This window comes from Arthrobacter sp. P4_F10 (assembly GCF_056401435.1).
Genome location: NZ_JBFUJJ010000001.1, coordinates 463713 through 476350, shown reverse-complemented (window position 1 = coordinate 476350; position 12638 = coordinate 463713). Strand labels below are relative to the sequence as shown.

At 64.4% G+C, this 12638-nt stretch carries 12 protein-coding genes, 2 tRNA genes and 1 pseudogene; 5 read left to right on the top strand and 10 right to left on the bottom strand.

What is annotated here, in order from left to right; translation table 11 throughout:
- Nucleotides 1-89: 89 nt before the first annotated feature.
- Both AC1DR1_RS02205 and AC1DR1_RS02200 read right to left on the bottom strand, forming a co-directional pair.
- A complete protein-coding gene (locus AC1DR1_RS02205) occupies nt 90-731 on the bottom strand; it encodes an anthranilate synthase component II (RefSeq protein WP_364746649.1) in 642 nt (213 codons plus the stop codon).
- A gap of 170 nt (nt 732-901) precedes the next feature.
- A pseudogene (locus tag AC1DR1_RS02200) lies at nt 902-1354 on the bottom strand (sortase domain-containing protein); the annotation flags it as partial.
- 135 nt (nt 1355-1489) lie between these two features.
- On the opposite strand from AC1DR1_RS02200, the gene AC1DR1_RS02195 reads away from it, so the two are divergent.
- A complete protein-coding gene (locus tag AC1DR1_RS02195) occupies nt 1490-1744 on the top strand; it encodes a cell division protein CrgA (protein ID WP_091560774.1) in 255 nt (84 codons plus the stop codon).
- A gap of 103 nt (nt 1745-1847) precedes the next feature.
- Nucleotides 1848-2453 (top strand): DNA-3-methyladenine glycosylase I, encoded by a 606-nt coding sequence (locus AC1DR1_RS02190; protein WP_290369353.1) that lies wholly within the window; start codon nt 1848-1850, stop codon nt 2451-2453.
- Nucleotides 2454-3604: 1151 nt separating this feature from the next.
- Here AC1DR1_RS02190 and AC1DR1_RS02185 read toward each other — a convergent pair.
- Together AC1DR1_RS02185 and AC1DR1_RS02180 are read right to left on the bottom strand one after the other, a co-directional pair.
- Nucleotides 3605-4474, bottom strand: a complete 870-nt coding sequence (locus tag AC1DR1_RS02185) for a rhomboid family intramembrane serine protease (protein ID WP_476992119.1) — start codon at nt 4472-4474, stop codon at nt 3605-3607.
- Between the two features lie 9 nt (nt 4475-4483).
- Entirely contained in the window at nt 4484-5029 is a 546-nt protein-coding gene (locus tag AC1DR1_RS02180) for a peptidylprolyl isomerase (protein WP_229993508.1), read from the bottom strand.
- A gap of 155 nt (nt 5030-5184) precedes the next feature.
- Here AC1DR1_RS02180 and AC1DR1_RS02175 point away from each other — a divergent pair, with 155 nt between their 5' ends.
- Nucleotides 5185-6183, top strand: a complete 999-nt coding sequence (locus tag AC1DR1_RS02175; protein WP_229993509.1) for a hypothetical protein — start codon at nt 5185-5187, stop codon at nt 6181-6183.
- 153 nt (nt 6184-6336) lie between these two features.
- Complete coding sequence (locus AC1DR1_RS02170) at nt 6337-7209, top strand: glycosyltransferase family 2 protein (protein ID WP_229993510.1); 873 nt, start codon at nt 6337-6339, stop codon at nt 7207-7209.
- Nucleotides 7210-7253: 44 nt separating this feature from the next.
- Here the strand turns inward: AC1DR1_RS02170 and AC1DR1_RS02165 are convergent, their stop codons facing one another.
- Nucleotides 7254-8198 (bottom strand): DMT family transporter, encoded by a 945-nt coding sequence (locus AC1DR1_RS02165; protein WP_229993511.1) that lies wholly within the window; start codon nt 8196-8198, stop codon nt 7254-7256.
- 132 nt (nt 8199-8330) lie between these two features.
- Here AC1DR1_RS02165 and AC1DR1_RS02160 point away from each other — a divergent pair, with 132 nt between their 5' ends.
- A complete protein-coding gene (locus AC1DR1_RS02160) occupies nt 8331-8699 on the top strand; it encodes a cupin domain-containing protein (protein WP_229993512.1) in 369 nt (122 codons plus the stop codon).
- 60 nt (nt 8700-8759) lie between these two features.
- Here the strand turns inward: AC1DR1_RS02160 and AC1DR1_RS02155 are convergent.
- The 5 genes from AC1DR1_RS02155 to gyrA form a co-directional block, all read right to left on the bottom strand.
- Nucleotides 8760-8835 (bottom strand) — tRNA-Ala (locus AC1DR1_RS02155).
- A gap of 72 nt (nt 8836-8907) precedes the next feature.
- Nucleotides 8908-9024, bottom strand: a complete 117-nt coding sequence (locus tag AC1DR1_RS02150) for a DLW-39 family protein (RefSeq protein WP_216699097.1) — start codon at nt 9022-9024, stop codon at nt 8908-8910.
- Nucleotides 9025-9093: 69 nt separating this feature from the next.
- Nucleotides 9094-9167, bottom strand: a tRNA-Ile gene (locus AC1DR1_RS02145).
- Nucleotides 9168-9265: 98 nt separating this feature from the next.
- A complete protein-coding gene (locus AC1DR1_RS02140) occupies nt 9266-9901 on the bottom strand; it encodes a DUF3566 domain-containing protein (RefSeq protein ID WP_229993513.1) in 636 nt (211 codons plus the stop codon).
- Complete coding sequence (gene gyrA / locus AC1DR1_RS02135; RefSeq protein WP_476992118.1) at nt 9898-12636, bottom strand: DNA gyrase subunit A; 2739 nt, start codon at nt 12634-12636, stop codon at nt 9898-9900. Before gyrA ends, AC1DR1_RS02140 begins: the two co-directional genes overlap by 4 nt.
- Between the last annotated feature and the right edge of the window lie 2 nt (nt 12637-12638).

Here is a 12638-nt window from a genome sequence, read left to right as displayed (position 1 = left end):
AAGGGCCAGCTACCGCCGAGCCGGCGCGTGCAGAGCTCGCGCATGCAGTGCGTGCAAGATCAGGGCAGGAGCATGCTGTACCTAAAGAGTCAGTGCTTGATAAGCGGGCTGAGTTCCGCTGCCCGCTCAGCGGCGCCGGCCATGCCCAGCGACTCGAGCCAGTTGCCCAGCATCTGGTAGCCGCCTTCGGTCAGGACAGATTCCGGGTGGAACTGGACACCGCACAGCGGGGCGGTGCGGTGCTGCAGGCCCATCACAACACCGGTGCCCGTTTCCGCGGTGATCTCCAGGACTTCCGGGATGCTCTCGCGGACGGCGGCCAGAGAGTGGTAGCGGGTGGCCGTGAGCGGGGAGGGCAGCCCGGCAAACACGCTGGTTCCGTGATGTTCGACGAGGGAAGTCTTGCCGTGCATCAGTTCGGGAGCGTGAGTTACGGTTCCGCCGTAGGCCTCCGCCAGCGCCTGGTGGCCCAGGCACACACCCAGCATGGGCTTGTCATGGCTGCCGCACCATTTGATCAGCTCAATGCAGACGCCGGCCCCGGCGGGATTCCCCGGTCCGGGAGAGATGAGGACACCGTCCCGTGCCTCGGCCATTTCGATCGCCTCGGCGAGCGTGACGTCGTCGTTGCGGACCACGGTGGTCTCGGCACCGAGTTCCTGGAGATAGCCGACCAGGGTGTAGACAAAGCTGTCGTAGTTGTCTACGACCAGGATCTTGGTTGTACTCATGGGTGCTTTGCTGAACCAATCGTTGAATCTGTTAACTGGGTGAATTGCGCCAGCCAAGGAAAAAGGAACTGAACCATCAATACCAGTGCTCCGGCCGCCAGCACCAGCGCAGTCGCAATCCTGAGCCACAAGGGACCGGGAAGGTGGCGGAAAAACCAGCCATAAATCCGTCAGCCTTCCCTGGCCKCGCGGGCCGCCTGGATAATTTCAGCCGGCGGCTCTGCGGAAACAGGTTGCCACCTTTCAAGCAGCGTGTAGGCCACAAAGCGTTCCTGGGAGCCAAACCGCGGATTGCAGCTCGTCGGGGTCAGATAGCTCTCCGTCGGCGCGGCGCCCGGCCGCGTCGGCACCGGCTCATCGGTCCGTGAGGGGAGGCCTGTCTGGCTGTTCCGGAACACGTAGACATAGTAGCCCTCGCGGGTCTGGACGTAGATCCAGTCCCCGGGCACTAAGGCGTCGACATGGTCCAGGACCGCGTCGTGAGCCTGCCGGTGTCCGGCCACGGCGAAGTTTCCCGCAGCCCCTGGCATGGCCGTGCCCTGATGGTGCCCGATGCCCATAGTGTCCAACACCGCCGTCGTGGTTGCCTGACCGATGGGGCGGTTGCGGGGTCCACGGTGTGGCCGGAACTACAGCTAGAATTGTGCGAGCAAAAAGAATTCAAACTTGACCAAGAGCGCGTTGGCCGGCGGGGGCTCCTGTCCTGCAGGATATAAAGCCACATTGCCGCTCTTGTTCCAGCCCGCCAAGGAGGATCAGTGCCCGAGTCGAAGCCGCGTAAAAGGACTGCCCGTGTGGCCCCGCAGACTTCTGCTGCGGAGGCCTACAAGCCCAATCCGGTCTGGTTCAAGCCGGTCATGTTTGGCCTGATGATCATTGGCCTGCTGTGGATCATCACGTTCTACATCACCGAGGGCGCCTTCCCGGTGCAGTCATGGGCGTCGTGGAACATTGTCGCCGGATTCGGAATCGCGATCATCGGCTTCCTAATGACCACGCGCTGGCGTTCCTGAACAGGCCCGCGCGGCGCACATCCCTGACGGGCCGGTACACACAGTGTGCCGGCCGTCGTCGTTAATCCCCGGCCCTAATTCCCGGCCCAGCGAAGGAACCCAGATGACTCCGGCAGTGAGCGGCTCAACCATAGGCGACGACGGACTGGCGCGGCCGGCGTGGGCATCCGTGGATCCCATGCTGCGCGAGTACTACGACAACGAGTGGGGCATGCCCGTCCGGGATGAGCAGGGCCTCTACGAACGAATCAGCCTCGAGGGGTTCCAGGCGGGGCTGTCCTGGGCCACGATTCTGCGCAAGCGGCCCGCCTTCCGCGCGGCATTCAAGGACTTCGACCCGGAACTGGTGGCCCTCTTCACGGACACCGATGTGGAGCGTCTCATGCTCGACGCCGGGATCGTCCGGAACCGGCTGAAGATCCAGGCAACCATCACCAATGCCCGGGCTACTCTGGCGTTGAGGGACGACGGCGGCCTGGTTGACTTCGTATGGGGGTTCCAGCCGGTGGCCACACCCCGGCCCAGCTCCCTCGACCAGGTCCCCACCACCTCGGCCGAGTCCATCGCGCTCTCGAAGGCGCTGCGCAAGAAGGGCTTCGCCTTCGTCGGGCCCACCACCATGTTCGCGCTCATGGAGGCTACCGGAATGGTGGACACCCATCTGCTGGACAGCCACCGGCGCGGAACTTCGGGCGTCTGGCCGCACTGACCAGTCGGGCGACACCCTGCCCCAACCTTATCCACAGCTGTGCACAAGTCTGGGGAAACTTATCCACACTGTTTATAAGTTCCCGGGCTAATGGCGCGTTTCGGCCCAGTTTAAAGGCCACTGCCGGGTCCAAGGCCGATGACGGGATCCCCGGGCGGACGCGAATTACAGCCTTGTAAGTTATTAACAGTGTGGATTGTCTGTGGACAAGTACGGCAGGCCCATCAGTCAGACCCCATCAGACCGTGGACGGCACTGCTGCACCCTTAGTGGGCATGGCCAGTCCCGAAATGAAGTCGCCTGGCCGGACAGGCAGGGCACCAGATGAGTTATCCACTTAATAACACCCCACTACCCACAAGTTATCCACAGCTGGGGATAACAGCCCGCGCCCCGGCCCCGCAACCCCTGCTGCGGGGCCATGAGCCGGGTTAGTTCCCACGGAAACTCAGACCATCAAGTTATTAACACTGTGAATAACCCTGTTGAAACACACCGCCGCTGTCCCCGGGTCCCTGCCTCCGCACCGGGCGGACTGTGGCGCTGTGTCGCTGTGTCGCGGCTCATCCGCCTGCGGCGGCGACACCTGGAGGCAGCGGACAGAGACAGCGCGGCAGTGGCCGCATCACAGAGAGCGCGATCGGCCCCGCGTCAGAGCTGGCGCGACCGGGAATGCCGCGTACAGATGCAGTGGAGAGCCGGTGACGGCGTGGCATGGCCTGGAGGGGGCCGGCGCCTGGAAACCGTCGCGGTGCAGGGAGGCACTGCAGGCAATGGTGCCGGCTGGCAGAAGCGTCGGGCCAGCGATCAAAGTTGTCCACTTACGCACAGGGCAACCCACAGAAGTTATCCACAGGTGTGGAGATCAGGCAGGACGCAGCGCCTCTGCGCCGGAAAATCGCCAGCTCAGGCGGTCAGATCCGGGTCGCCACGTTGAACTACACGCTTGTAAGTTATTAACAATGTGGATAACCCTTGTGGAAAACTTTCGAGGCCGCACCTCTGAATTCAGAGGTTGGGGCTCGGCCGGAGTTTGCGCACGGAAAGTCCCCACCTCTGGGCAGCGGGGAGGGGGACCGAAAGGACCGGAGGGCACTGCGGACAGCAAAACCGGGCCGCAACATGCGGCCGGGAACATGGGCTGGAGCGGGCTAGGCGCCGGCGCCGGCCATCCGGACGACGGACGCGACGATCACCAAGGCAAGGACCCCGCCAAGGCCGATGGCCTGCAGCAGGGTCTGCCGGGGGCCGCGCGGGGTATAGGCAATGACTGCGGCGCTCAGGGCGCCGGTGACGAGGCCGCCGAGATGGGCCTGCCACGCGATCTGGGGCACCATGAAACCGATGACCCCGTTGATGGCGATCAGGACCAAGAGTTGGCGGACTTCTCCGCCGCGTTGACGCTGGACCACCAGCAGCGCGCCGAACAGGCCGAAGATGGCGCCGGAGGCGCCCACGAGTCCCACGGGGCCGTTCACGGGATACACCGGGGTCAGCAGGAGAAAGCCGACGGATCCGCCGACGGCCGAGAGCAGGTAGATGGCCAGGAAGCGGGCGTGGCCCAGCAGCGGTTCAAGGATCTGGCCGAAAATCCACAGCGTATACATGTTCAGGACGATGTGGAGCAGGAATCCCTGCGAGTGCAGGAACGCCGAGGTGAGCAGCCGCCATGGTTCAACATCAGTCAGGGCGGGCGCGTAGGCAAGTTGCTGGTAGATCCCGTCGTTGGGAACCATCCACTGCAGGGCATAGACAAGGGCGCACAGCCCGATGATCACGAAAGTGACCACGGGTTTGCCGGCGGTCACGGCACCGCCGTAGACGGTCCTGACTGTCGGCGTCGTGCGTTTGGTTTCGTTGACACAGTCAACACATTGGAATCCGACGGCGGCCGCCCGCTGGCAGTCGGGGCACGCAGGGCGCCCGCACCGCTGGCAGCGCACATAGGCAGGCCTGACCGGGTGCCTGGGGCATACCGGGACCTCTGCGGACGGCTCTGCCGCCGGAACTCCGTAGCTCATGGTGTGGGGTTAGAGCTTTTCGATGTCAATGCTGTTGATGGTGACATCCTCGACGGGGCGGTCGCCCATGCCGGTGCGGACGCCTTCGATCGCGTCGACGACCTTCTTGGAATCCTCATCGGCGACTTCACCGAAGATGCTGTGCTTGCCCTGCAGCCAGCCGGTGGGGATGGTGGTGATGAAGAACTGCGAACCGTTGGTGCCGCGCCCCATCTGGACACCGGCGTTGGCCATGGCCAGCTTGTACGGCTCGTTGAAAGTCAGTTCCGGGTGGATTTCATCGTCGAACTTGTAGCCCGGTCCACCGGTGCCGCGGCCCAGGGGATCGCCGGCCTGGATCATGAAGTCCTTGATGATGCGGTGGAAGATGGTGCCGTTGTAGAGCGGCGTGCCGGTCTTGTCCTCGCCCGTTTCCGGGTGGGTCCAGGCCTTCTCACCGGTGGCCAGCCCGACGAAGTTGTCGACAGTCTTCGGCGCGTGGTTGCCATAGAGGTTGACGACGATGTCGCCGAGGCTCGTGTGGATAGTGGCTTTTGCGGTTGCGTTGGCAGTCATAGCGCCTATTCTTCCATGACGGCTCCGCCCCCATAGGGCCGCACAGTCAGTTCCGCGCTGGGTGAAATCCACTGGAAATCGGTCTGAAGAATAGCCGGTGCGTTCCTAGACACGTAGGCTAACAGCAGAACCGTCACATTAATCGGGAGGTAGTTGTGAAGAAAACGGATCGTATTGCCCGTGACCTGGAGCAGTCAGTCAGCACCGGAGTAGACAGCGCCAAGGATTGGGCGGCTCCGCGGGTTGAGGCTGCCGTGAACTGGGCTGTTCCCCGCCTGCAGTATGGGCTGGATACCGCCTCTCCCAAAATCCAGGAGGGGCTCAAGTCAGCGGCCCACAATCTGGCCGGTAGCGTTGCCACTGTCACCCCTCGCCTTCAGGATGGCCTGGCCCAGCTTGCACCGAAAATCCACGACGCCGCGGAAAGCGCGACCCCGCGCCTGCACGAGGCTGTGGACAAGGCCTCACCGGTGATCCTCAACGCACGCGACCGGGTGGTTGTCGAGTACCTTCCCAGGCTTTCGGACCAGATCGGACAGGCTTCCGTGGCCGTCCACCGCACGCTGGAAAACGCTCCGGCCCACGTGGACGCCGTCGCACAGAAGCTTGTTGATTCCGGCGTGGTCCACGGCGTCCAGGCACAGGCCCAGACTGCCAAGGGACATGCGAAGAATCACGCGAAGACTGCAGGAAAGAACATCAAGGCGGCCGCCACCGAAGTCAGCAAGACAGCCAATGCCAAGCTCGCCAAGCAGCAGAAGCCCAAGCACCGCGGCCTGCTGATTTTCGGCATCATCGCTGCCGCAGCTGCCGCCGGTGTCGCCGCCTGGAGGGCTTCCAGGCCGGTGGAGGACCCCTGGAAGGTGCCGACGCCGGTAACGCCTGCCCCGACGGCCGCTCCTGCCGGCGAAGCGCTGAAGGACACCGCCGACAAGGCCGGCTCCGCGGCTGTTGCGGCAGCGGACTCTGCGGCCGAGGCTTCCACCGAGGCATCCGGTTCCGTAGCTGCCGCGGCGGACAAAGCGACAGAAGCGGCCAAGGACGTTGCCGACGACACCGCGAAGACTGCCGCCAAGGTTGCCACCGATGCCAAGACGGCCGTCCGCAACATCGCGTCCAACCTGAACAACGGGGCAGACAAGCCGAATAAGTAGCTCCGGCTGTATTCTCCCAAGGAGGGATTCCGCTACGGCGGGATCCCTCCTTTTGTTTCACACGGCGTGTTTCCCGCGGCAGGGTTTGCTCGGACTGGGGAGGCGCGTCGCGGTCCGCCTTCAAACGGCAGGCTAGATGCTAAATTTGTGGTGATGTCACCCCATAGATCACCCCAGGATGCCTTGCTCATTGCTCCGCCACCGGCTGTATCTATTGTGATTCCGGCGTACAACGAGGAAAGCGTCATCCGGCAGTGTCTGATCGCCGCGGTATACCAGTCGGTGCCTGCCCACGAAATCATTGTGGTGGACAACCTGTCCAAGGACCGCACGGCAGAGATCGTGCGGCAGATGCAGCTGGAGTATCCGGAGAGTCCCATCATCCTGCTCAGCCAGGACCGCGATCAGGGGCTCATCCCCACACGCAATTTCGGTCTTGACCACGCCACCGGTGACATCCTGGGCCGGATCGACGCCGATTCCGTGCTGGAACCGGACTGGGTGGAGCAGGTGCAGAAAGCCTTCGCTGACGAGTCGGTGCACGCTGCGACCGGTCCGGTGGTCTATTACGACATGCCCATGCGCCGGTTTGGGCTCAAGGCAGACGACAAAATGCGTCAGCTAATGCTCAGGCTTGCTAAGCACCAGTATCACTTCCTCTTCGGCTCCAACATGGCACTGCGTCGCTCGGCTTGGGAAACCATCCGTGCAGAGGCGTGCCGCGACGAGCGGGACGAGATGCACGAGGACATCGATCTTTCGCTGCATCTGGCCGACCACGAACTCCGGATCCAGTACTGGCCGCAGATGATCTCGGGTATGTCGGCGCGGCGGCTGGAGGACTCGCCGCGGGATTACCGCTACTACGTGACGCGCTTTGACCGCACCTACAAGGCCCACAACGTCAAGAAGATGGCATTGAAGGCACCCATGGTGGTCTTCTTCTCGGTGTATTTCCCCGCGAAATTGCTCCGCGCCATTCACACGGTCAACGTGGCCCAGCCAGCCCGCCGCGGCGGCCAATAGGCCCGGCGAACAGGCGCGGCCGCTCAGAGCGGCCCCGCCGGCTCCTAGTCGGTGCCAAGCTCCGCCAGCCGCTCTGCGCCGGGGCCCTCCGCAGCGCGCCCCTCAGCAGCGCCCCGGGTGGAGCGTGAGCCGCGCTGCCCCAGGACCACGACGGCGAGCCCCACCAGGATCATCACCAGTCCGGCATAGGTCCCGGCCGGGAGCGTCTCGCCCAGGAACGCCGCAGCCAAAAGCGCCGCTCCCGGGATTTCCAGCAAAATGATCATGGACACCAGCAGCGGGCTCATGGTCGCCAGCAGATAGTTGAACGCGGTGTGCCCCACCAGCTGTGCGCACACGGTGATGGCGAGGATCCCCAGCCAGCCGGTGGCTTCGAACCCTGCCAGCGGCGCTCCGGCCACCAGCGCCATCCCCGCCACAATCGCGGCGCACATGCCGTAGCACAGGGTCGTGTAGACGCCGGTGCCCATGCTCTGCCGGGCCTTGCCTCCGGCGAGCGTGTAGACGCCCGCCAGGGCGCCGCCGGCCACGGCCAGGAGATCGCCCACGAGCGCCTCGGGCGAGGTGCCCATATCAAAGCCGGTAATCGTCACTACACCGCCGAAGGCGAGCCCCAGCCCTACCAGGACCGGCCAGCGGAACCGGACTCCCCGGAAGAGTTGGAAGATCGCGATCCAGCCTGACTGAAGGCACACCAGTGCCGTCGCCGCCGCGACCGACGTCAACTGCAGGGAGGTGATGAAGCATGCGAAGTGCAGGGCCAGGGCCACGGCAGCGGCGAGCGACCAGCGGAACTCGGCTCCGGTCACGTGGCTGAACTGACGGGGGTTGCGGACCACAACCGGACCGGCCATCACGACCGCTCCAATGGCGTTGCGCCAGAAAGCAATGGCGAGGGCACTAACCGACGTGGCGCCCAGTGTGGCTGCAATAAGCGGCCCGGACGACGCCACACCCAGCACCCCTACGGCTGCAAGTAAGAAGTTCACGCTCCAACACTAATGGGACGGACCGTGGTGGCCCTTTACAGCCGCTACTCCTTGACCGGTGCATACCGCGGTGCCAACCTTAAACCGCGGTCTCACATCTCGGTCTCGCCATCATCGAAGAAGGAGACCATCATGGCGTCAATGATCCGCAAGAGCCTGGACAATCCCGAAGAAACACGTCCTGTTGCCGAAGGCATGGGCAGGGTGGATCTCGTCAATCTGGACTCCGGCCCGGTTGGACGGGCCACTTTCCTCCCAGGCTGGAAATGGTCAGATCACGTCAAGCCGATCGCCAAAACGGACAGCTGCATGGCCAGCCATACCGGCTACACGATTTCCGGCCGCATCAAAGTCGTCATGGATGACGGCGAAGAACTCGAATTCGGGCCCGGCGACTTCGGCGTCATTCCGCCGGGTCACGACGCCTGGGTACTCGGCGACGAGCCCTACGTGTTTATCGACTGGCAGGGGATGGCGGACTACGCCAAGCCGAAGGAGTGAGTGAGGCACGGGCATGAAAAAAGCCCCGGGCCGCGTTTCCGCGGTCCGGGGCTCATTCTATGGTGGAGGCACGGGGACTCGAACCCCGAACCCCCTGCTTGCAAAGCAGGTGCGCTACCAATTGCGCCATGCCCCCATAAGAAGCAACCCGTCAATCATACCTTAGGTCCGGACAGCTGATTTCCAGCTTCCACTCCCAGGCTCCGGGCTAGTCAACCGTATCGGTTGAATTGCTCCAGATCACTTTCCGGGCTTCGGATTCCTGCACTTTCCTGTAGAGGAGGACGCCTGCGACCGTGGCTGCGATAACCAGCAACTTCTTCACATGCTCCCCGTTCCGGTTCAGTCATCGACGAACCTTCACTAACCTCTGCCAGAACCAGTACTGGTTCCGTGGGCGTACCAGGACTTGAACCTGGGACCTCTTCGTTATCAGCGAAGCGCTCTAACCGCCTGAGCTATACGCCCCGATGCCTCATCGGGCCGAGATATGACTGTACAGCACATCCCGGCCCGATCTCAAATCGAGGCCCTTTCCCGCGGGATTCCGCGGAAAAGTACGGGAATTAGTCGTCCGTGAGGGTCACGCCAATGCCGCCCACGAGCGTCGCCGCAATGTTGTACAGCACCGCCGAAAGCATCGACAGGGCTGTCAGCAGCACCACGTTGATCACGGCGATGATGGTCGCGAACGACGCCACCTGCCCCAGGGACGCCACCTTCTTCAATTCAAAGCCGCCACCCTCAGAACCGGCCAGGGTCCCGAGCAGGCTGTCCACCTGGTCAAAGATCCCGGTAAGGTCCAAAACGGTCCAGAGCACGATCGCCGCCACGACCGTGACGATTCCCAGCGCCACGGAGAGCAGGAAGGCCATTTTCAGCACGGACCAAGGGTCTACCTTGCTGACCAGCAGCCTGGCACGGCGCACCTTGGCCTTCGGAGCCGGCTTGATCAGCCCGGCGGTGCCCTGCCCGCCGGACTGGGCGGCCCGCTGGCCCGGGACTGCGGGGCGCTGGCCGGGGACCGTGGGGCGCTGGCCGGGTGCGGGGGGACGCTGTCCCGTTCCTGCGGCTGCGCCGGACACGCCCGGGCGCTGCTGCGGACGCGAGGGAGCGCCGCTTACGCGCGGCGCGGCGGTGGGCTGCCGCACTCCGCCAGGCACGCCGCTGCTCGGGTTGGGATATGAGTCCGAATTACTCACTCGTTACCTCCGGTGTTTTCTTCGTCCAGCTCGGCATTGCCTGATGACTCATCTGACTCCGGGGCCGGTACTGATTCTGCCGCTGCGGACTCCTCATGCAATCCGCCATCTTCAGCCAACGTTACGTCATCCGGCGTGGAAGCCCGATTTTCGGCGTCCCCGCCGGCATCCCCGCCTGCATATTCGCTGTCGTCTTGACCTTCGGTCGAATCGTCGCTTTCCAGCCCGCGTTCGGTGTTGCGTGCAACGGCGATGATGCGGTCGTTCTTGTCCGGCTTGGCAAAAATAACGCCCATGGTGTCGCGGCCCTTGGCGGGCACGCCGGTGACCGAGGAGCGGACCACCTTGCCGCCCTCCATGACCACCAGGACTTCATCCTCTTCCTGGACAATGAGGGCGCCGACAAGGTGCCCGCGCTCCTCCTGGTACTTGCCGACCTTGATGCCGAGCCCGCCGCGGCCCTGGAGCCGGTATTCCTCCACCGCGGTCCGCTTGGCGAAGCCGCCTTCGGTGACAATGAAGACGTACGATCCGTCCTGAACGACGTCGGCCGCCAGCAGTTCGTCGTCCTCCCGGAACTTCATGCCGGTCACGCCGGAGGTGGCGCGGCCCATCGGGCGCAGTGCATCGTCCGTCGCCGTGAACCGGACGGACTGGCCCTTGCGGGAGACCAACATGAGGTCATCGGTCTCGGAGACCAGCTGGGCCGAGACGAGCTCGTCGCCGTCGCGCAGGTTGATGGCGATCACGCCGGCGGACCGGTTGGTGTCGTAGTCCTCCAGCCGGGTTTTCTTGACCAGGCCGCGCTTGGTGGCGAGCACCAGGTACGGGGCGTGCTGGTAGTCCCGAAGGTCCAGCACCTGGGCGATGTGCTCATCCGGCTGGAAGGCCAGCAGGTTGGCCACGTGCTGGCCCTTGGCGTCACGTCCGGCTTCGGCGAGCTCGTAGGCCTTGGCCCGGTAGACGCGTCCGAGGTTGGTGAAGAAGAGCAGCCAGTGGTGCGTGGTGGTGACGAAGAAGTGCTCCACGACGTCGTCCCCGCGCAGCTGGGCGCCCTTGATGCCCTTGCCGCCGCGCTGCTGGGAGCGGTAGTTGTCGCTGCGGGTGCGCTTGACGTACCCGCCGCGGGTGATGGTGACCACCATCTCCTCTTCAGGGATCAGGTCCTCCATCGACATGTCGCCGTCGAAGCCCATCAGCACCTTGGTGCGGCGGTCATCGCCGTGCTTCGCCACGATTTCGGCCAGTTCCGTGCTGATGATCTCGCGCTGGCGCGCTTCAGAGGCCAGGATCGAGTTGTACTCGGCGATCAGGGCCTCAAGCTCGGCATGGCGGTCCTGGATCCTCTGGCGTTCCAGCGCCGCAAGCCGGCGCAGCTGCATGTCCAGGATGGCCCGGGCCTGCAGATCGTCGATGTCGAGCAGTTCCATCAGCCCGTCGCGTGCTGCCTCAGTGGTGTTGGAGGCGCGGATGAGGGCGATGACCTCGTCGAGCATGTCCAGCGCTTTGAGCAGGGCGCGGAGGATGTGCGCTTCTTCCTCGGCCTTGCGCAGGCGGTAGCGCGTGCGCCGGGCGATGACGTCCATCTGGTGGGTGACCCAGTGGCGGATGAACGCATCGAGGCTGAGCGTGCGCGGCACACCGTCAACGATGGCGAGCATGTTGGCGGCGAAGTTGTCCTGCAGCTGGGTGTGCTTGTAGAGGTTGTTCAGCACCACCTTGGCCACGGCGTCGCGCTTGAGCACAATCACCAGGCGCTGACCGGTGCGGCCCGAGGTCTCATCGCGGAGGTCGGCGATGCCGGAGATTTTGCCGTCCCTGACCAGTTCGGCGATCTTGATGGCCAGGTTGTCCGGGTTGGCCTGGTACGGCAGCTCGGTGACCACCAGGCACGTGCGGCCCTGGAGTTCCTCGACGCTGACCACCGCACGCATGGTGATGGAACCGCGGCCGGTGCGGTAGGCATCCTCGATGCCCTTGTGGCCGAGTATGGTGGCGCCGGTCGGGAAGTCCGGTCCCTTGATGCGCACCAGGAGCTCTTCGAGCAGTTCCTCCCGGCTGGCGGTCGGGTTCGCGAGGTACCACTGAACGCCGTCGGCGACTTCGCGGAGGTTGTGCGGCGGGATGTTGGTGGCCATGCCGACGGCGATGCCCGAGGAGCCATTGACCAACAGGTTCGGGAACCGGGCCGGCAGGATGGTCGGCTCCTGGTTCTTGCCGTCGTAGTTGTCCTGGAAGTCGACTGTTTCCTCGTCGATGTCCCGGACCATCTCCATGGCGAGCGGCGCCATCTTGGTTTCGGTGTACCGCGGGGCGGCCGCGCCGTCGTTGCCGGGCGAGCCGAAGTTACCCTGGCCGAGCGCCAGCGGGTATCGCATGGTCCAGTCCTGGATGAGGCGGACCAGGGCGTCGTAGATCGCGGTGTCGCCGTGCGGGTGGTACTGGCCCATGACCTCGCCCACCACGCGGGCGCACTTGTTGAAGGAGCGGTCCGGGCGGTAGCCGCCGTCGAACATCGCGTAGAGCACGCGGCGGTGGACGGGCTTGAGGCCGTCGCGGACGTCCGGCAGCGCGCGGCCCACGATCACGGCCATGGCGTAGTCGAGGTAGGAGCGCTGCATTTCGGTCTGCAGGTCCACCTGCTCGACCCGGTCAGTCAGTACGTCGCCGTCGAGGATGGCGCCTTCAAGGACGGGCTCGGAGCCGGCCGGCACCTCGGGTGTTTCGTCACTCATAG

Excerpts from the sequence above, each read along its gene's own strand:
- AC1DR1_RS02205 (WP_364746649.1), bottom strand. The coding sequence starts at position 731 with ATGAGTACAACCAAGATCCTGGTCGTAGACAACTACGACAGCTTTGTC.
- AC1DR1_RS02190 (WP_290369353.1), top strand. The coding sequence starts at position 1,848 with ATGACTCCGGCAGTGAGCGGCTCAACCATAGGCGACGACGGACTGGCG.
- AC1DR1_RS02185 (WP_476992119.1), bottom strand. The coding sequence starts at position 4,474 with ATGAGCTACGGAGTTCCGGCGGCAGAGCCGTCCGCAGAGGTCCCGGTA.
- AC1DR1_RS02180 (WP_229993508.1), bottom strand. The coding sequence starts at position 5,029 with ATGACTGCCAACGCAACCGCAAAAGCCACTATCCACACGAGCCTCGGC.
- AC1DR1_RS02170 (WP_229993510.1), top strand. The coding sequence starts at position 6,337 with ATGTCACCCCATAGATCACCCCAGGATGCCTTGCTCATTGCTCCGCCA.
- AC1DR1_RS02160 (WP_229993512.1), top strand. The coding sequence starts at position 8,331 with ATGGCGTCAATGATCCGCAAGAGCCTGGACAATCCCGAAGAAACACGT.
- gyrA (WP_476992118.1), bottom strand. The coding sequence starts at position 12,636 with ATGAGTGACGAAACACCCGAGGTGCCGGCCGGCTCCGAGCCCGTCCTT.